This window comes from Corticicoccus populi (assembly GCF_042686195.1).
Taxonomy (GTDB): Bacteria; Bacillota; Bacilli; order Staphylococcales; family Salinicoccaceae; genus Corticicoccus; species Corticicoccus populi.
On sequence record NZ_JBHUOQ010000001.1, the window covers coordinates 907145 to 930515 of the forward strand.

At 40.8% G+C, this 23371-nt stretch carries 24 protein-coding genes; 2 read left to right on the plus strand and 22 right to left on the minus strand.

All coding sequences use genetic code 11. The features are described from left to right. Positions 1 to 44: 44 nt before the first annotated feature. Entirely contained in the window at positions 45 to 1244 is a 1200-nt protein-coding gene (locus ACFSX4_RS04725) for an enolase C-terminal domain-like protein (protein WP_377772062.1), read from the minus strand. A gap of 284 nt (positions 1245 to 1528) precedes the next feature. On the opposite strand from ACFSX4_RS04725, the gene ACFSX4_RS04730 reads away from it, so the two are divergent. Next, positions 1529 to 2878: a PTS transporter subunit EIIC gene (locus ACFSX4_RS04730; RefSeq protein ID WP_377772064.1), complete on the plus strand. Its 1350-nt coding sequence runs from the start codon at positions 1529 to 1531 to the stop codon at positions 2876 to 2878. A gap of 119 nt (positions 2879 to 2997) precedes the next feature. Here the strand turns inward: ACFSX4_RS04730 and ACFSX4_RS04735 are convergent, their stop codons facing one another. The 18 genes from ACFSX4_RS04735 to ACFSX4_RS04820 form a co-directional block, all read right to left on the minus strand. Then, the gene (locus tag ACFSX4_RS04735; RefSeq protein WP_377772066.1) at positions 2998 to 3225 is read right to left on the minus strand and encodes a KH domain-containing protein; all 228 of its coding nucleotides are present in this window, start codon (positions 3223 to 3225) and stop codon (positions 2998 to 3000) included. A 5-nt stretch (positions 3226 to 3230) separates the two neighbouring features. Further along, positions 3231 to 3506: a 30S ribosomal protein S16 gene (gene rpsP / locus ACFSX4_RS04740; RefSeq protein ID WP_377772068.1), complete on the minus strand. Its 276-nt coding sequence runs from the start codon at positions 3504 to 3506 to the stop codon at positions 3231 to 3233. Positions 3507 to 3602: 96 nt separating this feature from the next. After that, positions 3603 to 4949 (minus strand): signal recognition particle protein, encoded by a 1347-nt coding sequence (gene ffh, locus ACFSX4_RS04745; RefSeq protein WP_377772070.1) that lies wholly within the window; start codon positions 4947 to 4949, stop codon positions 3603 to 3605. A gap of 11 nt (positions 4950 to 4960) precedes the next feature. Further along, the gene (locus ACFSX4_RS04750; protein ID WP_377773441.1) at positions 4961 to 5296 is read right to left on the minus strand and encodes a putative DNA-binding protein; all 336 of its coding nucleotides are present in this window, start codon (positions 5294 to 5296) and stop codon (positions 4961 to 4963) included. Further along, positions 5289 to 6389, minus strand: a complete 1101-nt coding sequence (gene ftsY, locus ACFSX4_RS04755) for a signal recognition particle-docking protein FtsY (protein ID WP_377772072.1) — start codon at positions 6387 to 6389, stop codon at positions 5289 to 5291. Before ftsY ends, ACFSX4_RS04750 begins: the two co-directional genes overlap by 8 nt. A 15-nt stretch (positions 6390 to 6404) precedes the next feature. After that, complete coding sequence (smc, locus tag ACFSX4_RS04760) at positions 6405 to 9935, minus strand: chromosome segregation protein SMC (protein ID WP_377772074.1); 3531 nt, start codon at positions 9933 to 9935, stop codon at positions 6405 to 6407. After that, positions 9935 to 10702 (minus strand): ribonuclease III, encoded by a 768-nt coding sequence (rnc, locus tag ACFSX4_RS04765; protein ID WP_377772076.1) that lies wholly within the window; start codon positions 10700 to 10702, stop codon positions 9935 to 9937. Before rnc ends, smc begins: the two co-directional genes overlap by 1 nt. Positions 10703 to 10799: 97 nt before the next feature. Next, a complete protein-coding gene (locus ACFSX4_RS04770; RefSeq protein WP_377772077.1) occupies positions 10800 to 11036 on the minus strand; it encodes an acyl carrier protein in 237 nt (78 codons plus the stop codon). 33 nt (positions 11037 to 11069) lie between these two features. Beyond that, positions 11070 to 11807: a 3-oxoacyl-[acyl-carrier-protein] reductase gene (gene fabG / locus ACFSX4_RS04775; RefSeq protein ID WP_377772078.1), complete on the minus strand. Its 738-nt coding sequence runs from the start codon at positions 11805 to 11807 to the stop codon at positions 11070 to 11072. Then, complete coding sequence (gene fabD / locus ACFSX4_RS04780) at positions 11800 to 12705, minus strand: ACP S-malonyltransferase (protein ID WP_377772079.1); 906 nt, start codon at positions 12703 to 12705, stop codon at positions 11800 to 11802. The genes fabG and fabD overlap by 8 nt, the downstream gene beginning before the upstream one ends. Then, the gene (plsX, locus tag ACFSX4_RS04785) at positions 12705 to 13682 is read right to left on the minus strand and encodes a phosphate acyltransferase PlsX (RefSeq protein WP_377772081.1); all 978 of its coding nucleotides are present in this window, start codon (positions 13680 to 13682) and stop codon (positions 12705 to 12707) included. Before plsX ends, fabD begins: the two co-directional genes overlap by 1 nt. Beyond that, entirely contained in the window at positions 13675 to 14247 is a 573-nt protein-coding gene (gene fapR, locus ACFSX4_RS04790) for a transcription factor FapR (RefSeq protein ID WP_377772083.1), read from the minus strand. Before fapR ends, plsX begins: the two co-directional genes overlap by 8 nt. Before the next feature lie 193 nt (positions 14248 to 14440). Continuing rightward, complete coding sequence (locus tag ACFSX4_RS04795; protein ID WP_377772085.1) at positions 14441 to 15112, minus strand: class A sortase; 672 nt, start codon at positions 15110 to 15112, stop codon at positions 14441 to 14443. Next, a complete protein-coding gene (gene recG / locus ACFSX4_RS04800) occupies positions 15109 to 17082 on the minus strand; it encodes an ATP-dependent DNA helicase RecG (protein ID WP_377772087.1) in 1974 nt (657 codons plus the stop codon). Before recG ends, ACFSX4_RS04795 begins: the two co-directional genes overlap by 4 nt. A gap of 5 nt (positions 17083 to 17087) precedes the next feature. After that, entirely contained in the window at positions 17088 to 17957 is an 870-nt protein-coding gene (gene sdaAA / locus ACFSX4_RS04805) for an L-serine ammonia-lyase, iron-sulfur-dependent, subunit alpha (protein ID WP_377772089.1), read from the minus strand. Between the two features lie 12 nt (positions 17958 to 17969). Continuing rightward, positions 17970 to 18635: an L-serine ammonia-lyase, iron-sulfur-dependent subunit beta gene (gene sdaAB / locus ACFSX4_RS04810; RefSeq protein WP_377772091.1), complete on the minus strand. Its 666-nt coding sequence runs from the start codon at positions 18633 to 18635 to the stop codon at positions 17970 to 17972. Positions 18636 to 18684: 49 nt separating this feature from the next. After that, the gene (locus ACFSX4_RS04815) at positions 18685 to 20322 is read right to left on the minus strand and encodes a DAK2 domain-containing protein (protein WP_377772093.1); all 1638 of its coding nucleotides are present in this window, start codon (positions 20320 to 20322) and stop codon (positions 18685 to 18687) included. A gap of 23 nt (positions 20323 to 20345) precedes the next feature. Further along, entirely contained in the window at positions 20346 to 20714 is a 369-nt protein-coding gene (locus ACFSX4_RS04820; protein WP_377772094.1) for an Asp23/Gls24 family envelope stress response protein, read from the minus strand. Positions 20715 to 21118: 404 nt separating this feature from the next. Between ACFSX4_RS04820 and rpmB the strand changes: the two genes are divergently transcribed. Beyond that, complete coding sequence (gene rpmB, locus ACFSX4_RS04825; RefSeq protein WP_377772096.1) at positions 21119 to 21307, plus strand: 50S ribosomal protein L28; 189 nt, start codon at positions 21119 to 21121, stop codon at positions 21305 to 21307. An 82-nt stretch (positions 21308 to 21389) separates the two neighbouring features. Here the strand turns inward: rpmB and ACFSX4_RS04830 are convergent, their stop codons facing one another. From ACFSX4_RS04830 to rpe, 3 genes are read right to left on the minus strand one after another with little or no spacing between them, the layout of a single operon-like run. Further along, on the minus strand, positions 21390 to 22091 hold the full coding sequence (locus tag ACFSX4_RS04830) for a DUF554 domain-containing protein (RefSeq protein ID WP_377772098.1): 702 nt from the start codon (positions 22089 to 22091) through the stop codon (positions 21390 to 21392). After that, the gene (locus ACFSX4_RS04835) at positions 22088 to 22720 is read right to left on the minus strand and encodes a thiamine diphosphokinase (protein WP_377772100.1); all 633 of its coding nucleotides are present in this window, start codon (positions 22718 to 22720) and stop codon (positions 22088 to 22090) included. Before ACFSX4_RS04835 ends, ACFSX4_RS04830 begins: the two co-directional genes overlap by 4 nt. 3 nt (positions 22721 to 22723) lie before the next feature. Then, positions 22724 to 23368 (minus strand): ribulose-phosphate 3-epimerase, encoded by a 645-nt coding sequence (rpe, locus tag ACFSX4_RS04840; RefSeq protein WP_377772102.1) that lies wholly within the window; start codon positions 23366 to 23368, stop codon positions 22724 to 22726. Positions 23369 to 23371 lie beyond the last annotated feature (3 nt).

Sequence of the window (23371 nt, forward strand, 5' to 3'; positions counted from 1 at the left end):
TAAACAAACAGAAAACAACCCGCAGTTAAACACTGCGGGTCTCTTTAAGGCGTGTGCACAGAGCCATTCGGAAGTCTCGCTTCTGTCCATTCATGTTTCCGGTAATATACAGGATATTTTTCGACCATTTCTTCATTAAATGAAACACCGATACCTGAACGTTCCATTGGATAAATATAGCCGTCTGTTACTTCAAAATCAGAAGGAAACATTTCTTTTGTAGTTTCATCAGTAATCTGCAGTTCCTGAATGGCTGCAGAAGATAAATGGATGTTCAAATGAGTGTTGACTGCTGTAGCAATAGGCGTCATATCAGACGGGCCGTGCCAGGCAATTCTAACACCAAAACTTTCACATAATGCAGCCAGCTTCAATGCCGGTGTAATTCCCCCTATCTGTGAAACATGACACCGGATATAATCAATATGCCTGTTTACAATGATTGATTTCCACTCCATTGGATTGTTAAAAAGTTCTCCTGTCGCTATTGGAGTTGTACATTGTGACCTGAGCTGGGCGAGCCATTCATTTTGATCAGGAGGCAGTATATCTTCCAGAAAATAAGGTTTGTACTGTTCTAAATCTTTAGCGAGTTGAAGTGCCTGATTCGGTGACAGTCTCTCATGTACATCATGCAGGAAATGAATATCATAACCATATTTCTCTCTTAATGCTTTAAACATCCGTACAACATCTTTCATGTAAATATCAGGATCATAATATTCACCGGTGCCCTGTGTACTTACTTTATGCATTTTTTGATTTTTACCGCCGTATTTACCCAGCTGGCACCGGATATGACGATACCCTTTATCAATCAGTGCATCTACGTTTTCGAAAAGTTCCTCTAATGTAAGACCGTCTGCATGTGTGTATGCTGCCACAGCTTCTTTTGACTTGCCGCCAAGAAGCTGATACAAAGGCATATCTGCAAGCTGAGCCTTAATATCCCATAAAGCCATATCTACTCCTGCAATCGCATTATTGAGAATCGGACCATTTCTCCAGTAGGCATTCACCATCATCACATTCCATAAGTCTTCAATATGATTAGCATCCCGGTCTGTCAGTAAAGGCTTTAAATATTCTTCAACAACATTTAAAACCGCAAGCGGACGCTGCTGAAAAGTTGCACACCCGTAACCCGTAATGCCTTTGTCAGTCTCAACCTTTACAACAACAAGATTATGACGGTGCGGATTTGTTCCAAATGCCTCAATATTTGTTATAAGTGTAGGTTCCAATATAATAGCTCCTTCGTTTTCAATTAAACAGCTTTCCAAAATTGATTTATGCTTATGATTAAATCACACTAAAATTCCTTCGTCAATTTGGTTGAAAAACCATATCATTTATATCTATTTACCATACCAATTCAAACTGTCAATAGATTAAAATACTTTTATATCAAGGATAACAAGAGTGTTTTGGTTTTTATCACAATTTTTCAGCCACTGATTACTATGCTATTATAAGTCTGTCAAATTAAAGTTGCTGTAAAACTTTAAAAACAGAAAAAGGTGAAATGATGGATAAAAAGACTATACAAAAAATCATAGAAAATGTTGGAGGTGAAAACAATATTAAAAAAGTCTGGCATTGTATGACCAGGCTGCGTTTCGACTTGAAGGACGACTCATTAATTAATCACGAAGAGATTAAAGCATTAAAAGATGTAATGGGTGAACAGTTAAATAATGATCAGTATCAAATTATTCTCGGTACAAATGTAAGCGCTTATTATGAAGCGGTATCAGAAGAGCTGGGTAAATCAGATGATACCCCGGAAACGAGTGATTCCCCTGATAAAAAGAAAGGATTTATCTCCCGTCTTCTGGATATTGTTTCCGGTGTATTCGGCCCCGTGGTTCCTGCTATTGCCGGCGCAGGGATGATTAAAGGGCTGCTCGCCGGGTTAATCGCCCTTGACATACTTTCTGAAGACACCCAAACTGTTGCAATATTAGATTTAATCGCAAGCAGTGTTTTTCATTTCCTGCCGTTTTTCCTTGCGGTCTCTGCAGCAAGAATTTTTAAAACAAATGAATATCTCGCCCTGGCAGTTGCAGGTGGATTTATGTATCCAACTTTGATGAATGCCGCACAGGAAGGAAATATTTCTTCATTCAGTTTTATAGGTATGCCCATCCCTGTAATTGATTACAGTGCAAGTATCATTCCAATAATTTTGTCAATATGGGCACTGAGTCATATCCATAAATGGGTAGACAAATTCATGCCGAATGTTTTAAAGACAGTATTTACTCCAACAGTTACACTGTTTATTGCCATTCCTGTCGCATTAATCATCGGCGGTCCTCTTGGAAATTACGTTGGTATCGGACTTGCTCATTTTGTTGACTTATTATTTGATATTTCTCCAGTGCTTGCAGGGATTGTTGTAGGTGGTATCCGCCCGATTGCTATTGTATTCGGAATGCATCACGCTTTGACACCGGTTGCTTTGCAGAATTTCGCCACATCAGGATTTGATATGCTTATGCCGATGTTTTTCATGACTAATATGGCTATTGCAGGTGCAACACTGGCTATGTTCTTCAAATTAAAAAATAAAAAGGATAAATCCATAGCCCTGTCAGCTGCTGTATCTGCTTTTCTCGGAATTACAGAACCCGCACTATTCGGTGTCCTGATTAAGTATAAGAAAGCATTTATCGCATGTACAATCGGCAGTTCAATTGCTGCTACTTTCTTCGCTGTTTTCGGAGTTAGAATTTACGGATATATCTTATCAAGTATTGTAAGTCTTGTTGCTTATGTCGGACCATACTTCACTTATGCAATTATCGGTATTATTATTGCAATCGGAGTATCTTTCCTGCTCACTTATATCCTCGAGAGAAGAAAAAGAGCATAATTTCATTATTAAAATCATTCTATGGCTGACGGAGATTATTATCTCCGTCTTTTTATTTCAACAAATTATTCCAAAATAAAAACCCCTCAACAATAGTTGAAGGGCTGATATCTGATGTTCTAGTCAACATCAACAAACACTTTCTTTGAACTGCCATGATTCGCATTGGAAACGATAATACGGATAGACTTAATGACACGCCCGCCTTTTCCGATGACACGTCCAACATCATCCTCATGAACAGAAATTTTGTAAGAAACATTGTACTGTGTTTCTGATTCATCAATCTGTAAATCTTCGGGATGCTCAAGCATTGGTTCAAGAATTGTTTGCAGTAATTTTTTCATGGGCATTATTTCCCAAGTTTCGCATTATGGAATTTTTCCATAATACCTTTACGACTTAAAATGTTACGTACAGTGTCACTTGGTTGTGCACCATTACCTAACCATTTAAGTGCTTTTTCTTCATCTACAGTGATATTTTCTTCACTTTTAGATACTGGGTTATATGAACCGATTTGCTCGATGATACGGCCATCTCTTGGGCTACGTGAATCAGCAGCAACTATACGGTAGTAAGGATTTCTTTTAGAACCCATACGAGTTAATCTTAATTTTACAGCCATTAGTAATGAACTCCTTTCTCTCTTCAATTTCACCTTTATAACTATATCAGATAAAAAAAGCCTTGTAAAGACTTTTTCCTTTACAAGACTTTTATTTTAAAACGGCAGTCCCATGTTGCCAAATGGGTTCTTTTTCTTTCCTTTGCCGCTGGTCATCTGTTTCATCATTTTCTTCATATCATTAAACTGTTTTAACAATCGGTTAATCTCCTGCAGCGACCGTCCGGATCCTTTTGAAATCCTTTTTTTCCGGCTGGCATTCAATTTTTCCGGGTGTTCACGTTCATAAAGTGTCATCGAACGGATGATTGCCTGAACATGATCAATTTCTTTACCTGAGAAGCTCATTTTATCGAGCCCTTTGATTTTGTTTGCCCCCGGCATCATTTTCAGAAGCTCATCGAGCGGCCCCAATGTTTTTACCTGATCCATCTGTTCCAAGAAATCATCGAGAGTAAAGCTTTGATCTTTTAATTTTTGTTCCAGCTTTTTCTGTTCTTCTTCATCTACATTTGTCTGTGCTTTTTCAATAATCGACAGAACGTCACCCATTCCGAGGATTCTCTGTGCCATACGGTCCGGGTGGAATGCTTCAAGCCCGTCCATTTTTTCACTCATACCGATAAATTTAATCGGTTTTTCAGTCACTGAACGGATAGACAGTGCTGCCCCGCCGCGTGTATCACCATCAAGCTTCGTCAATGTGACACCTGTAATATCAAGGAGCTCATTAAATGTTTCTGCAACATTCACTGCATCCTGACCAGTCATTGAATCGACAACAAGCATGATTTCGTCCGGCTCAGCAATGTCCTTGATTTCTTTTAATTCATTCATCAAATGCTCATCAATATGCAAACGGCCCGCAGTATCAATAATCACTGTATCTAAATGCTGTTCTTTCGCATGACTCATTGCTTTTGTCACGATTTCCTGAGGCTTCACCTGATCTCCCATATTAAATACCGGGATATCAATTTGTTTTCCGACAGTCTCAAGTTGATCAATCGCTGCCGGTCTGTATATATCACCGGCAACAAGTAATGGTTTTTTATTAAATTTCTTTCTCAGATGAAGTGCAAGTTTACCTGCAGTTGTCGTTTTACCCGCACCCTGCAGTCCGACCATCATAATGACTGTCGGCGGTTTGTTTGCGAGATTAATCTTTTGATTATCTCCACCCATTAAATCGGTTAATTCTTCTTTTACAATTTTTATTACCTGCTGTCCCGGTGTCAGGGACTGCATTACGTCACTGCCGAGTGCGCGTTCTTTAACCTGGTTGATAAACTGTTTTACCACCTTAAAGTTAACATCCGCTTCCAAAAGGGCAAGTCTGACTTCACGCATCATTACTTTAACATCAGACTCCGTTACCTTACCCTTACTTTTAATCCGGTCCATCGTGGCTTGAAGACGTTCGCCTAAACCTTCGAATGCCATGTGTTTTCCCCCTAATCCAATGATTCCAATTGGTCTAATATTTCCGTTGTTCTGTCGTTGTTTTTATCATTAAGCAATTGCTTTAATTCTGCATATAATTCCTGTCTTTTGACAAAATTAGCATACATACCTAAGTTTGTTTCATAATCCTCAAGTAAATCTTTTGTGCGCTTTAGATTATCATAAACTGCCTGTCTTGTCACATTAAGTGTCTCTGCAATCTCACTGAACGAATAGTCTTCCAGGTAATAAAGTTCCACATAACCCCGCTGTTTATCTGTAAGAAGTGAGTGGTAAAAATCATACAGATAATTCATGCGCATTGTACGCGCGAGTTCATCATGCATTGTCTTCATCTTCCAGTGCTTCATCAACAGAATCATCAATCATATCGGCGAATAAGCCGTATACATAGTTTTCTGCACTGAACTCCTGCAGATCATCCATCTGCTCGCCGAGACCGACAAATTTAACAGGGATACCGAGCTCATTTTTAATCGCCAGCACGATACCGCCTTTTGCTGTACCGTCAAGCTTCGTTAATACAATTCCGGTCACATCTGTTACTTCTTTAAATGCTTTTGCCTGCGTCAGGGCATTCTGTCCTGTCGTTGCATCAAGCACAAGAAGTGCCTCATGAGGTGCTTCAGGGACCACTTTCTGAATCACTTTTTTGATTTTGGACAGCTCATTCATCAAATTACCTTTATTCTGAAGACGTCCTGCAGTATCACAAATCAACACATCTGTTCCGCGTTTTTTGGCTGCATTTACAGCATCATACATGACTGCTGCGGGGTCACTTCCCTCAGACTGTCTGATTACATCAACACCGACACGGTCACCCCATACCTGCAGTTGATTAATCGCACCTGCACGGAATGTATCCCCCGCTGCAAGCATTACCTGTTTTCCTTCCTGCTTGTACTTATGTGCCAGTTTACCGATGCTCGTTGTTTTCCCGACACCGTTCACACCGACCACCAGCACAACAGTCAGGCTGTCTGATTGAATGTTGACTTCTTCTGATAATGAGTCATTACGTTCATAAATCTCAATCATTTTTTCAACAATAGTTTCTTTTAAATCTTTAGTATCTGTAATATTTTTAAGCTGCGCTTCTTTTCTCAGCTCATCCGTTAATTCCATTACAGTATTAAAACCGACATCCGCAGAAATCAGTACTTCTTCCAGTGCCTCAAAGAAATCTTCATCAACTGTACGGTATTTAGCCATCAGAGCATTGATTTCATTTTGGAATTTTTCACGGCTCTTCTCAAGACCCTGCTTAAATTTATAGCCGATCTGCTCCTGTTCCCATTCTTCAAACTCCTCAATACTGATCAAGCCGTCATCCAGTTCTGCATCGACTTTCTGCTTTGATTTATCTTCCTGTTTTTTCGGTTGAACCTTCTTTTTAAAACGATCAAACAAGCCCATTAAAGGCACTCCTCTCTATTCAGCACTTTCTTCGTAATCCTTTAAATCAACACTGATCAGCTGACTGACACCGCGTTCCTGCATCGTCACACCGAACAGCCGGTCCGCTTCCTCCATTGTACCTTTTCTATGTGTAATCACAATGAACTGTGTACGGTTTGATAAATTTCGTAAATATTTCGCAAAGCGCACGACATTTGCCTCATCCAGTGCCGCTTCAACCTCATCCAAAATGATGAACGGGCTGGTACGGACTTTCAATATACTGAATAAAAGACTAATCGCAGTCAGCGCCCGCTCTCCGCCGGACAAGAGTGATAATGTTGATAATTTTTTACCCGGCGGCTGTGCATATATTTCAACACCGGATTCCAAATAATCTCCATCTTCAGTTAGTCTGAGCTCTGCCTGGCCGCCGCCGAACATTTCCTTGAATACACCGCCGAAATGGCTGTTTACTTTCTCAAACGTTTCTTTAAAACGGTGTGACACTTCTTCATCCATTTCGTTAATGACTTCAAGCAGTGTTTCTCTCGCTTCAAGAAGGTCATCTTCCTGCTCTTTTAAATAACGGTACCTCGTATTTACTCTTTCAAACTCTTCAATAGAACCGAGATTTACCGGTCCAAGCTCTTCAATACTTTTCTTATTAAGGGAAATCTGAACCCTTTTTTGTTCAATATTCGATAAATCTGTATATTCTTTTTCAGCACGTTCAAATGTCAGCTTATATTCCTCTGACAAATAACTGATTCTCTGTTCAAGTGTCGTATCAAGCTTTTCCTTACGCCCTGTTGCGATTCTGAGATCGTGCTGATAGCGGTCAATCTTGTGATAAATATCTTCACGCTGACTGCTTTTTTTCTGGTAGCTTTCCTTAATATCATGCTGTGTTTCAGAATAGCGGTCTGCTTCTTCATATAACGCATCGACTGTCTCTGTCAGTTTTTCCTGCTCAATATTTAATGCATTAATATCAAATGTACTTAAATCCAGATCGACAATTTCCTGCTCATTTTCAGTCCGCTCTATCCGGGCATTAACATCATTAAGATTTTCAGATACTCTTTCCTGTTCTGTTTCACGATACTTCATACGCTCTTTAATAGACAGAAGCTCCCGTTCAGAGGCATTTCTTTCATCCGTCAGTGTTTTAAGTTCATCTTTCTTTTCCTTATCTGAACTGTTTAACAGGCGGATTTTGTCATCTAGGTCCGAAAGTTCTTTGTCCTTTAATGAAATTCGTTCACTCAGTTCATCCATATCCATCGTATCAACTGATTCGCCCACTTCATTTTCAATCATGCTCAATGATTCAGTCTTTGATTCAATACGATAGTTGAGATTGGAAGTTTTACTTTTTAATTCTTCATATTCTTCTTTAAGACTGGTCCCGGAATTCTCAAGTTCTTCAAGCGCCATACTGACAGATGTAAAATCTTCTCCTGTCCGGGCGGCACTTTTTTCAAGTGATGCAGTCTGCTTCTTAAAATCTGCGAGTTTTTTCTCAGTATCGGAAATTTCTTTTTTCGACTCAATGATTGAACTTTTGTTCGCTCTTGATCCGCCGCTCATGGCACCGCCCGGCATAATGGTTTCACCGTCGAGAGTAACGATTCTCAGTCTCTGGCGGGATTCACGGGCAAGCTGTCTGGCGTGATCCATCGTATCTACAACAACAGTTGTTGACAGCAGGTGGCTGACAATATTCCGGATATCTACAGGTGCTTCTACAATATCTGCAAGCACCTTGCCGTAGCTTTCCACTAAATTAAGTAAATCAGTTGAAAGAGAGCGGGATTTCACTGTATTCTGCGGTAAAAATGTGGCGAATCCGCGGCCGCCTTTTTTCAAAAATTGAATCGCACTCTGTGCATCCTGATCCGTCTCCATAATAATACTCTGACTCTGACCGCCGAGTGCTGTATCGAGCGCGGTTACATATTTATCCTCAGTAGAAATCATCTCACCGACAGAACCGACAACACCTTTCAGCTGCGTTCTGTTCTTTAACACAGTTCTGACTCCCGGGAAGTACCCGCGGTATTCATTCTGTACCGATTTCAGCATCTCGAGCTTTGCTTCCTGCTGTTCGAGATAGCGTTTAGCAGTAGCAAGCTTTTCTCTTTCGTTATCATACTGCAGCCTGAGTGTATTCAACCGGCCGCTCATTTCTTTGTACTGCGCTCTCGATTTTGAAAGTTCAGTTTCCGCCCGCTCAAAATCAGCAGACAGTTTTTCGAGGGACATTTTATCTTCCTCAATCGAAGCAGTCAGACGTTTCATCCGCTCCATCTGCTGAGCGTACTGCCCGCTCCGTTCCGACTGCATGGAGGCGATTCGCTTCTGATCATTTTCAAGAGTCGTTTTCTCAACCATCAGCTGATAATAATCATCTTTCAGCTGCTCGATCTCCTCACTCTGGTCTGTGGTCAGGTATTCTTCACGGCGTTTAATATCTTTCAGTGTTCGATTCAGTGCAGCCGTTTTTTCTTGATATGTCTTTATTTCTTCATTAAGTTCAGCCAGTTCAGTTTCAAGTTTTTTTCTTCGTTCAAGCTGTTCGGACAGTCTTTCTTCAAGTTCTTTTTTCATCTGTCCCTTATTATTTTTTCGCTCGGTAAATAACTCAATCTTCCCTGTGACCTGCTCAAGTTTTTTAGACGCATCAACAATTTTTTTATTAACTTCACGGGCATTTAAATCCGCTTCATCACGTTTTTTTGAAAGATTATTCAGTACAGTATCAATACGTGAAGATTCTTCCTGCTGATTTTTAATCTCCGCTTCTGTCCGGTTAATCTTATCTGTTTCTTCTTTCAGCAGTTCTGACAGGTTTTTAATATCATGCACAGAAACTTCGATATCCGCCCGGCTCATTTCATTTTTCAAAGCCAGATATTCTTCTGCATTGGCACTCTCAATCTCCAGTGTGTTCACCCGTTCTTCGAGCTCTTTAATAATATCGTTAACCCTGTTCAAATTGTCTTTTGTCTCAGTCAGACGCTTCTCCGACTCTTTTCTGCGCAGCTTATACTTCATCACGCCCGCCGCTTCTTCAATCAAAGTACGTCGTTCTTCCGGACGCGCTTTTAATAAAGTATCGACTTCACCCTGTGAAATAATATTATATGCATTTCTTCCAAGGCCGGAATCTAAAAATAATTCATGAATTTCTTTTAGTTTTGACCGTTCATTATTAATATAATATTCACTGTCTCCGCTTCTGAAGAGTTTTCTCGTGATTATCACTTCATCATTATTCACTGCAAACATTCCGGACTGATTATCAAGTTTCAGCTTTACAGTTGCAGCATTCATCTCACTTCTCGTGTCTGTACCGCTGAAGATAACATCCTCCATCTTCACACCGCGGATCGTCCGTGCCGACTGCTCCCCGAGCACCCAGCGGATGGCATCGGTTATATTACTTTTTCCGCTTCCGTTTGGACCGACAACTGCTGTGACGCCGCTGTCGAATTTAATATCTACTTTATCGGCAAACGATTTAAAACCATTCGCCTCTATCGCTTTTAAATACACCATTAAAGTTTCTCCCAGCTGTGAATCTCAGATAACGCATTTTCTGCAGCACGCTGCTCTGATTCCTTTTTCGATTTTCCACGTCCTCTGCCGATGATTTCACCATCAAGCAGCACGCCTGTAATAAATTCCTTATTATGACTCGGTCCTGTGGAGTCGATAAGTTGATATGTCACACTTTTTTTAACACGCTTATGTGCCTCTTCCTGCAACAAAGTCTTATAATCCACAACAGCATTATATTCCGCATCCTGAATTTCAACAAATACATATGTTTCAAGAAATCCGCGCGCGGCATCTGTCCCTTGATCAAGGTACAGTGCGCCTAAAAATGCTTCGAAAGTATCCGAGACAATAGACGGGCGTTCACGGCCGTTTGTCTTTTCTTCACCACGCCCGAGTAAAATCAATTCAGACATATCAAGCTTATCTGCAAATACTACAAGTGAGGGTTCACACACAATATTCGCCCGGAGCTTTGTTAAATCCCCTTCCGGCAAATGATCAAATTTATTAAAAATATAATCTGATACCATCAATTCTAGTACTGCATCACCTAAAAACTCCAACCGTTCATTATTATATATTTTATTCATCTGCAGATCATTGATAAATGAACTGTGCATAAATGCCTGCATATAAATATGTTTATTTTCAAGCGTTAAACCAATTTTCTTTTGAAATTTTTCAAACACTGTTAAAAAAGTGTTTACCGCAGCTTTTGCATGCTTATCCTTACGGATTTTTTCATCGACTGTATTAAAGTCCATTTCATCACTCCATTCTTACTTATTTTATCTGAAAATGAACTGTATTAAAAGAATGAAGACAAAATAAAATCCACTTCGGAAAGTGGATTTTCATTAATTAATTGTTATCTAACTTATCGATGTAATTTAATGCATCGCCTACTGTAAGAATTTTTTCAGCTTCTTCATCCGGAATTTCCATTTCGAATTCGTCTTCAAGTTCCATTACAAGTTCAGCGATATCTAAAGAGTCCGCACCTAAATCATCTTTAAAAGATGCATCAGTCGTTACTTTTTCTTCATCGATTCCCAGTTTGTCAACAATAATGTCTTTTACTTTATCAAAGTTTGCCATTCATCTCACCTCCTTTTAATGATAGCACACGGCTTATCCCATGTACATACCGCCGTTCACATGAATCGTCTGGCCGGTAATATAATTCGCTTTATCACTCGCGAGGAATAAAACTGTTTCACTGATATCATCCACACTGCCGAAGTGATTCAATGGAATCTGTCCGAGCATGTCTGTCTTTACTTTTTCAGGAAGGACATCTGTCATATCACTCTCAATGAAGCCGGGAGCGATTGCGTTCACAGTAATGCCTTTTGCAGCGAGCTCACGTGCTACTGATTTTGTTAAGCCGTCAATTCCGGCCTTTGATGCCACATAGTTCGTCTGTCCGGGATTACCGAGAGATCCGACAATACTTGAGACACTGATGATTTTACCGCCTTTTTGACGAATCATCGGACGCGCAACATTCTGGATGACATTAAATGCACCCTTCAAATTCACATCAATCACCTGATCCCATTCCGCTTCTTTCATTCTCATGAGAAGGTTGTCTTTAGTGACGCCCGCATTATTGACAACAAGGTCGATTGAGCCGTAACTGTCTGTAATATATTTAATCATTTCTTTCACATCATCAAAGTTCTGTACATGACACTGATAGCTCTCCGCCTGACCGCCGGATGCCTTGATTTCTGAAACAACCGCATCCGCCTTATCTTTTGAGCCGGAATAGTTCACAACCACTGTATATCCGCTTTCTGCGAGCTTTAATGCAATACTTCTGCCGATACCTCTTGAAGCACCCGTTACTAAAGCAGTTTTAGACATTTTTATACTCCTCCACTTCATTGATTTTTCCGATATTACTTGTTGAAATTTCTTTATCGATTTTTCTGACCAGTCCGCATAATACTTTCTTCGGACCGACTTCAACAGCATCAGTCACCTGCAGCGACCTTGCAGTTTCCACACATTCCACGAACCGTACCGGACTTGTAATCTGCTCAATCAGCTGTGCTTTAATCACACCGCCGTCTGTTTCCGGCTCTGCACTCACATTTTGAATCACAGGAATTTCAGCATCCTTAAATTCTACTGTTTCCAGAAAACGTTTAAATTCTTCTTTGGCAGGTGCCATTAAGTGTGAATGAAATGCCCCGGAAACATTTAATGGCATTACACGGCGTGCACCGCGCTCTTTGGCAGTCTCCTGAAATGATTCCACGAGTGCTTTATCGCCTGAAATTACGATTTGATCCGGTGCGTTAATATTTGCAGGCGCAATACTCATATCGTCTGTTGACAGCTCATCACACAACGCCTTCAAATCATCATATGTCATTCCGATTACTGCTGCCATGCCGCCGCCTTCCGACTCACTCATGAGCTGTCCGCGCTTCTCGACAATCTTAACCCCGTCTTTCAGACTTAAAACACCGGCATGTACAAGCGCCGGCAGTTCACCGAGGCTGTGTCCGAGACAGTAATCACCTTTAATACCTGTTGCTTTAAGTACCGCAAGGCTGTGTGCAAACAGGGCCGGCTGCGTGTACTGGGTCTGGTTTAAACGCTCATCCTCTTCAAACATGATTGTTTTTAAATCAAAGTCTACAATTGAGAAAATTTCATCCAGCACCATTTTGGCATCTGTATTATTTTCGTATAAATCTTTTGCCATTCCGCTGTACTGGGCACCCTGACCCGGGAAAAGAACTAATTCTGCCATTATTCAATACCCACCTTTTCTTTGATTATAGAAACTGCATCCGCTTCTGCCATACGTTTTGCCTGTTTAATCGCATTGTAAATTGCCACTCCGTCACTTGATCCATGTGCCTTCAGCACATTACCGTCAAGACCTAAAAGCGGTGCACCGCCGTACTGACGGTAATCAAGAAGATCTCTTATTTCCCCGAAATCTTTCTTTAAAATCAATGCGGCAATTTTATTCAATGCATTCTTTAAAAATGCGCCTTTAATTTCTTTAAGCATAGAAGTCGCTGTACCCTCTATTGTTTTTAACACCACATTGCCGGTAAAACCGTCTGTCACCGCAATATCAACGACACCGTTTAAAATATCTCTGGTTTCAAAGTTACCGGTAAAGTTTAAATCACTGTCTTTTAAAAGCTTATATGCTTCCTTAGTCAGCTCATTCCCTTTAATATCTTCACTGCCGATGTTAACGAGGCCGACCCGCGGAGATTTTCTATTCTCCATGACTTCCATGTAGATGCTGCCCATGACTGCAAACTGATACAGGTGATTCGGTTTATTATCAGAATTGGCACCCATATCAAGAAACATCATGCCTCTCCGGTCCATACTCGGCAGAATCGATGCGATTGCGGGGCGTTCAACCCCTTTAATCCGCCCTACAGCAAACAAGCCGGCTGCCATAATCGCACCGGTATTGCCGGCGGATACACATGCATCAGCTTCTCTGTCTTTTACAGCCTTTGCCGCACGGACAAGGGAGCTGTCTTTTTTACGTCTCACACTCTTTACCGGATCATCTTCAGAATCAATTTTTTCACTGACTTCAATAAACTCCACCTGAGGATGGCTTTTTGTAAATGATCCCGGAAGACCGTATGCTTTAATCTCTAAAGTTGAATCCTCTTCAACAGCTTTCAAAATACCTTCTTCGATTTTTACCGGCGCATTATCCCCGCCCATTAAATCTACTGAAACTTTAACCATTTATCTCACCTTCATCCGAATAATACATTTCAAACTGCCCCTTAAATATTAAACGACCTTCCACTCTGGATTCAACTGAAATAGATGCATTGTTATTATCCATTTTGTTGACCAGTGCTTTTGATATGATTTTATCATGCAGTTTCGCCTGCCTTAAAAATTCCACATCAGCCCGTTTAGTAAGCGCCAGAGGCTCATCAATCACGGCAACACATAATGAGTTTGCCTGGGCGAACAGATAATGTCCGCGGGCAATCTGATTTCTCTTAAATACATGCCCTTCTTCTATAATAAATAAACTCAACGCCTGCTTGTTCAGCTCAATATCGATGATTTCACCAATCACTTCCTGAAGCGAAAGGCTGCGGATTTTATCCGCTTCCTCACGTGCAACATGTTTAATGCGTTCTCTGAGCTCAGGAATATTCAACTCAAGCCGGTCCAGACGAATCGTCTGTATACTGACATGAAATTTCTCAGCCAGCTTCTCATCTGTCAAAAAAGGATCACGCGCCACTTCATCACGCAGGAGAGACTGTCTTTCCGCCTTTTTATATTTAGCCATATTTATACCTCTTTTAGTAGTTGGTACTAGTATCAGTATTTAGTATATAGAAAGCGTTCATTATTTTCAAATGAAAATTGATTCACAAATACAGCTTCACCACAATTCTGCTGACATAAGTGGATTTTTTCTTATAAAATGCATGTCTACTTCATAAAAAGGCGGCATACCATTAACGGTATGCCGCCTTTCTTCATTCAACAATCTGTGCTTTAACAATCATTCTTTTCTCAAACAATAATGTATCCGGATTATAATCATCACAAGTAATCAGGGTAAGCTCCTGAGGGTTTCCTTCAGTCTGGTTCATCACTTCAACTTCTGACGGCGAAACATCAAAAATTTCAGTAATTCTGTACTCTTTTGTCTCCTCACGGGTAACGATGGTAATGATGTCTCCAACGCCTGCACGGTCAAGGTAGTTAAATCGGATACCCGCGCCTTCAACACGATGTCCTGCAATCGGGATATTCTGCATATTTAAATGATCATCTGCATTTACAAAAGAGACACCGTTCCTCATCTTCTCTTCAGTCACCGGCCCGTAATACACCGGCTCACTGATGCCTGCTGCCTCAATATTAATGATTCCTGCCATATCACTGCCGATATTAATACCTGCAGCCTCTGCAGAATTCCCGCCGGAATTTCCGTCAGAACTGCTGTCAGAATCTCCAGTGGCATCAATACCTGTAATAAATGATTCCAGTCTGTTGATTTCAACATGGTCATCACCATCCTGATATGCCTCAATCAGACGCTCATTCACCTGATCTGTAAAATACTCTTTAATATCCTGCCAAAAAAACAATACGACTGCCGCCATAATTAAAAGAACACCGGTTATTCTGAATAAAATCCTCATTCTTTACCTCCCGAACTTTCAAGCACATTGACAGCTTCTTCCCTTGCTGCTTCAAGCATACGGTAATCTTCGGTGATATCCGCCACTTTGAACTGCGGCAGTCCGCTTTGTCTGACACCAAAATAATCACCCGGCCCGCGCATTTCAAGGTCACGCTCACTCAGCTCAAATCCATCTGTTGTACTTGTCATGATTTCCATTCGAAGTTTGGCATTTTCAGTGTGCGCATCACTCACAAGTACACAGTAGCTCTGAAGGTCACTCCGCCCGACACGTCCTCTTAACTGATGAAGTGTTGAGAGGCCGAATCGTTCTGCATTAAAAATAACCATGAACGTTGCATTCGGAACATTGACGCCGACTTCAATGACTGTCGTTGACACCAGTACTTTTTTCTCAAGTGATTCAAACCGTGACATACCAAAAACTTTCTCATTTGGTTTCATTTTACCATGAATGAGTTCTACTGTCTCTTCTCCAAAATATTCGGCAAAAATATGATAAATTTCCTGTACATTTTTTAAATCCAGCGTTTCCGATTCCTCAATCAATGGTGCAACAATGTAGGCACTCCTACCGCTGTCCACCTCTTTTTTCACCATTTCAAGCACCTTGTCTGTCTCATCAAACCGTCTCCAGTATGTCTCGACAGGTTTACGTCCTTTAGGCATCTCGCGGATGATTGACACATCCATATCACCAAAAGTGGTGATGGACAGTGTTCTCGGTATTGGTGTTGCCGTCATATAGAGTACATTTTTCCGGTATGCTTTCCTGCTCAGTTTCGAACGCTGATTCACACCGAATCGATGCTGCTCGTCTGTAATAATTAAAGACAATTTATTAAATACGACATCATCTTCTATCAATGCATGAGTTCCAATCAGTAAATCAATGTCGCCGTTTCTCAACCGTTCAAGTATTGCCGCTTTTTCTCTGCGGCTTGTGGTTCCGGTCAATTTTTCTACTGACAGCTCATCTTTAAATGTATCTGTAAACGACTCATAATGCTGGTTTGCGAGCACCTCTGTCGGAACCATGACCGCTGTCTGTTCACCAATTGTCTTCACTGCATACGTACAGATTCCAGCAACAATGGTTTTACCGCTTCCGACATCCCCCTGGAGCAGGCGGTGCATTGATATCTTCTGTTTAAAATCCCGGCATATTTCATTCACACTGCGTTTTTGATCACCCGTTAATTCAAACGGCAGTGTTGAAATAAAAGATTTCAATCTTTCGACATCATAATCAATAATATAGTGGTCGTTATATACGCGTTCCTGTTTTCTTTTTTCCATCAGTGACAACTGAAACTCATAAAGCTCATAAAATTTTATCGTTCTGCGGGCTTCATGCAGTACTTTGTCATTCAGAGGGAAATGAATATGCCATAATGCTTCACGAATATTCATCAGGCGGTATTTCTGTTTCAAATGTTCGGGCAGATCTTTATTGAAACGGCAGTTTTCAAATACAGCCTCAACAAATTTACGAAATGTCTTTGCATGCATCTGCTGATTCAGGCTGTACCGGACCTGGTAACCGCCGTCTGTATCAAAAATCAGACGCTGTCCATTAATTTCAAGTTTGTTTTTATTAAATTTCCCAAAGACTCTGGCGAATTCACCGTTGATGAGCTTCTCTTTTAAATACGGTTGATTAAAAAACGTCACTTTTACATAGATTCCGTCAACGTCCATAAAACATGTCAATCGGCTCTTTCCGCCGCGGAAAAAAGCAATTGAAGGTTCAGTTTTCACTGTACCTTCGACTGTAACATTATCGTTATGTTCTGCATCATTTAAATTGACAACCGATTGATTGACATAGCTTGACGGCAGGTGAAAAATAACATCATCCGCCTTATAAATTCCAATGGACTGAAGCTTTTCCGCCATCTTAGGACCGACACCTTTAATACGGCTGACATCAATATTCGGTGTAATGACCTCATACATTCCTGACATCTCTATTAATCCCCGAAGATTTCCTGTTTCAATCTGCTGCCTGTTGCAGTCGCGGCAAGCCCCCCGCGTCCTGTTTCACGAAGTGATGACGGCATAGTCAGACCAATTTTGTACATTGCTTCAACGACTTCATCAGGCGGAATTCTGGATTCAATTCCTGCAAGTGCCATATCCGCAGCTGTCAGTGCATTGGATGCACCGGCGGCATTTCTTTTAACACACGGCACTTCAACAAGGCCGGCCACTGGATCACATACAAGACCAAGCATGTTTTTCAGAGCGATTGCAAATGCATGCCCGCTCATTGCAGGTGTACCGCCGGCAAGCTCTACAAGTGCTGCAGCAGCCATTGCACTGGCACTGCCCACTTCGGCCTGGCAGCCCCCGGAAGCACCTGAAATACTTGCGTTATTCGCGACTACAAAACCAAATGCACCGGATGTAAATAAAAATCTGACCATATCTTCTCTTGAGATATCTCTTTTTTCCTGCATCGCAAATAAAACACCTGGAACAACACCTGCAGAACCTGCAGTCGGTGTCGCACATATTTTACCCATTGCGGCATTCACTTCATTGGTAGAAACTGCATGGGCAATCGCATATAGATTTAATTCCCCGCTTAAACCCTTGCCGCTGTCAATATATTTTTTCATCTTTACAGCATCCATGCCCGTCAGTCCGGTCGGACTTGTCACACCGTCAAATCCTTCTGCAACAGCATTTTCCATCACATAAAGATTTCGCTCCATATCACTGTATACCTCAAGAAATGACCGTTTTGAGACAGCAGTTTCCTGTTCAATCATCACTTCTGAAATCGCTTTATTTTCATTTTCAGCAATACTGATTAACTCTGAGATACTATTGAACACATCATCACCTCTTTAACTTTCTTTCATTTCAATTACACGTTCGACACCGTCTGCAGAATAAATTTCATCAATGATTGCCTCGGTAATAGTGTCATCGAGTTCAATTGTCATCAGTGCCACTTCCCCTTTTTCTTTTCGCGACACATTCATCTGGCTCACATTAATTTGATAATTGCCAAGTATCGTGGTGACACGGGCAATCGTTCCAAAACTGTCTCTGTGAAAAACAAGCAGTGAGTGATAATTTCCTGACAATGTAATTTTATAATCATTAATACTGACGAGTTCGATTTTCCCGCCGCCGATTGAGATTCCTTCAATTGTGAGCCTTTCACTACCTTTTGAAAGGTGAAGAACAGCTGTGTTCGGGTGAGAACGCTCCTCGGACATTTCTATAAAATTCACCTGCATCCCGTTCTCATCAGCATATTTTTTTGCTTCTATTATCCTGCTGTCATCCGTATCAAACCCAAGCAGACCGCCGATTAAAGCCACATCTGTTCCATGCCCCAGGTATGTGTCTTTAAATGAACCGTACAAATAAATATCAACATGGTCCGGCTGACCGCCGAATAAACTTCTCGCGAGAAGTCCAATCCGCGCCGCGCCTGCTGTATGGGATGAAGATGGACCGACCATTACAGGTCCGATAATATCAAATACACTTTTATACTTCATAATCCCCCTCCTTAAAAAGCCACACCGACACTGTCGATGTGGCTTGGTTTTATTCTACAGAGATTAAATAACTGTATACCGGCTGTTCACCGATATGCACTTCAAACTCTACGTCTTCATATTCACTTTCCACTGCTTCAACCACTCTTGAAGTTTCCTCTTCATCACCGGAATCACCAATTAATATAGTGACTATTTCCGCTTCATCATCAAGCATGGATAAAATAAGTCCTTTTAAAGCATCTTCCCTGGAATCATTCGAACTTGTGATGTTTCCGTCGCTGATACCCATATGTTGGCCTTTTTTGATTTCTACACCATCAATCTTAGTATCTCTGACAGCATAAGTCACCTGGCCTGTTTTCACAAATTCCAGTGATGACTCCATTGCCTTTTTGTTTTCCTCGAGTGACGCATCCGGAGAGAATGAAAGCATACTTGCAAGACCTTCCGGAATCGAACGTGTCGGTACGACAACTGCCGGAATATCAAGCAGTTCCTCCGCCTGTTCTGCTGCCATAATAATATTTTTATTATTTGGCAGAATGATCACATTCTTCACATCTTCATCTTTAATCGTATTCATAATGTCTTCTGTAGACGGGTTCATCGTCTGACCGCCGTTGATGACATGAGTCACACCGATAGATTTAAAGAGTTTGTTGATACCCTTTCCGGATGAAACAGTAATAATTGCTGTCTCATATGACTTTTTTTCTGATTTCTGTTCTTTTTTCTCCTGAATAGTACGGAACTGTTCACGCATGTTTTCGATTTTCATCTTAATCAGCTCACCGTACGACGCACCGTATGTCATTGCTTCACCCGGTGTTTCTGTATGAACATGCACCTTAACTATTTCATCATCTGAAATGACGAGCAGGGAGTCACCAAAACCACTCATTTCCTGTCTGAATGTCTCTTCATCAAAGTCGCGTTTTCCTTCTTCAAAACGGACCATAAACTCTGTACAGAAACCGAATTCGATATCATCCACTGTCATGAAATCATCAAATTCATGTTCATCTTCAACAAAATTCTCAGTATCAACTGCATCCGCTTTTACTTCAATTGTTTCACCCTTTAATGCTGCAAGGAAACCTTCATACACATACACAAGCCCCTGTCCGCCGGAATCTACAACACCGACTTCTTTCAGTACAGGAAGTAAATCCGGTGTACGTTTTAAAGATTCTTTTGACTCTTTAAGAACATCTTCCATGATTCTAATAATTGAATCATTTGCCTCTCCGGATTCCTGAGCTTTTGCAGCAGCATCCTTTGCTACTGTCAGAATAGTCCCTTCAACAGGTTTCATCACTGCTTTATACGCTGTTTTAACACCTGCGTTGAATGCTTCTACAAAATCTTTACTGTCAAGCACATCAATTTCTTCACATGCTTTTGAGAAACCTCTGAATAATTGAGATAAAATCACACCTGAGTTGCCTCTTGCACCCATCAGAAGACCTCGTGAAAAATATTTACCCATTTCACCGATATGTTCTGTGTCCTTATCTTTTACTTCATTTGCACCGGATGTCATAGACAAGTTCATATTTGTCCCTGTATCACCATCCGGCACAGGGAAGACATTCAGCGAGTCTACATAATCGGCATGCTGCTTTAAATTCTCCGACCCGCTGATTATCATATTTTTAAACATCTTACCATCTAAGTTTTTCATTTCCTTTAATACGTCCTCCCTGATTATTTTTCAGAATTGATGATTCTAACACCTTGTACATGTATGTTTACGGTATTCACATTCAATCCCAGTGTTTTTTCAAGTCTGTATTTTACAGTGGATTGGACGTTAGTCGCAACTTCCGAAATCTTCACACCATAACCCACAACAATGTATAAATCCACTTCCAGATTATCTTCATTATGATCAATGACTACGCCTTTGGCATAGTTTTCTTTACCAAGCAGTTCTGCAAAACCGTCACGCACCTGATGGCGTGATGCCATTCCAACTACACCGTAGCTTTCAACGACCGCACCACCGGCAATGTTTGCGATTACATCAGTCGCAATTTCAACAGAACCTAATTCATTTTTTATTTCGAGTGCCATTATAATCTGCCTCCTAAAATACATCAGTTTATTATAATCAAAATATAACATTAAATACAAGGTATAAATGGATTCTTCCATATCCCTCCTGTATATGAAGCACTGATTTTAATTATAACATGAATCGCTTCACTGTATAATCTTCCGGCAGTTCTGCCTGTTATAAGTATTTTCATATAAATGAAATTGCAAAATATATATAAATGAACACTTGAAAATGCTGTAAAAAACAAATTTTTTATTGCTATAATTTCACTGATGATATATTATAGTAAAGGTCATACCTTTACACCTTTCCAAGGTGGACACGTCATTAAAAATCGTGTATTATACAGAAGTATGTTAATAATCGATGCAGTCAAATAATCATTTGATGCTTGAAATTTATAAAGGGAGAGAATGACATGGCTAAAGAATGCTATTTCACAGGACGTCGCTCAGTGTCTGGTAACAACCGTTCCCACGCAATGAACGCAAGTAAAAGACGCTTTGGTGCGAACCTACAAAAAGTAAGAATCATGGTTGACGGTAAACCTAAAAAAGTCTGGGTTTCTACCCGTGCTTTAAAATCCGGAAAAGTTGAACGCGTATAATCGCTGAAACTAAAAAGACAGTCACTTAATCAGTGACTGTCTTTTTTTAACGCATTTCAGGCCGGAGTGACCCGGCGCTGTTTTAAAATAAGTTCATAACATATACCATAATCATCGCCGCAAAAATAGCCGGTATCATATTTCCGACTCTCATTTTAGTAATGTTCAGCATATTCATCGCAATCGCAAGCAGTATAACACCGCCCGTTGCACTTACCTGGGAAATCATATCGTTTAAAATAGGATCCGGAATCACCATCGCAATTCCCTGAGCTGAGAATATGATTAAGGCAATATATATAAAAGTAGGAATACCTGAAATGATAACGCCTAAACCATATGCCGTTGTCATAACAACAGCAATAAAAAAGTCCATAATCGCCTTCGTATATAATACAGCATTGGATCCTCTGAGACCTGCATCAAGCCCGCCGACAATTGCCATTGCCCCGACAATGAAAACAAGTGTACCGGAAACGAAGCCCTGAGATAAATTACCTGCGTGCTTGTCCCCGAGTTTATATTCCATCCAGTGGCCGAAACGATTCAACTGCGCTTCCAGTTTAATCAGTTCCCCGATGACAACACCAATGATTAAGCTCAGAAGTGTCACAATAATATCTTCTGCCGTAACAACCATCTGAATGCCGAGCGCCATAATAATCAAAGCCTGTATCTTCATAATTGAATCTTTAATATGCTCCGGGATAAACGTGAAGATAAGTCCCAGTGCACCGCCGACAATGATGGCAAGTCCGTTTGCTAAAGCACCTGCCAGAATCATTCCATCATCCTCCCGCTGTCTTTCGATTGAATCATAATAATCGGCTGATTTACAGAAACTTCTCCTTTTGAATCATCAAATTCATTACTGATCGTCAAAGTGGAACCGATATTAAGCAGCTGACTGCTCAAAGGATATTTCATTCCTTCCAAAGTCAGTTCAGTCCCTTCATACACCGGAATAAATGATACATACTTCATACCTGGATGTTTATATACGGTATGACGGCCCTCTGGAATGACTTCAACGATATTTGCCCCGTCAATCAACCGGATATTCAAATGTTTTAATTCATCACGAACCAGCAGCTGGACATTCCCGAATAAATGATCAATACGTCCGCCCGTCGCACCATACACATCTATTGATTGATAGCGTTTGTCCTTAATATCCAACAGTGCCAGTTCTAAATCTGTCTCATCTTTTTCAGGTTTCACGGGTGTGATTTCCAGTTTGGACTGAATAAAATCACGCTCTTCATCACTTACGGAATCAAAATCACCATAAGTCAGTACAGGATGTACGGACTGCTTTAAAAGCAGATAGACACCCCGGTCGACACCCGCCCAGTCTCCCCCGTCTGTTGGGAGCACTGTATTTGTTTCTCTAACCAACACATTTACATGCATAAACTAACCTCTCAATTTTGTGATTGTTCCTTTTTTATCATCTGCTTTAAATAAATAAGACCCGCTGACCAATAGATTCGCACCTTCTGCAGTACAAAGAGCAGCAGTTTCATCATTGATGCCGCCGTCCACTTCAATATCAAATGTATATCCTTTTGAATCTTTTAATGATTTTAAATCACTGATTTTATCCAGACATTCATTGATGAATCCTTGTCCGCCGAAACCTGGATTTACTGTCATAATCAACACAAAATCGAGTGAAGACAGTAAATGTTTGACCTGCTCGACAGGAGTCTGGGGATTCAGGGCAATTCCTGCTTTCATCCCGTAACTTTGAATCAACTGAATAGTACGATGGGCATGTGCAGTGGCTTCGATATGAAACGATACCATCTCTACTCCCATTTTACTGAATGTTTCAATAAACTGATCAGGGTTGTATGTCATAAGATGAACATCAAGCGGAATCGTTGATGCCTGGCTGATTGCCTCTGTCACAGGTATGCCGTATGAGATATTCGGAACAAACTGTCCGTCCATAATATCTAAATGGAAAATATCCGCACCCGCTTCCTCCATTATCTTTATCTCTTCTCCAAGCTTTGAAAAATCACTTGCAAGTAGTGACGGGAGTACTTTATTCATAAA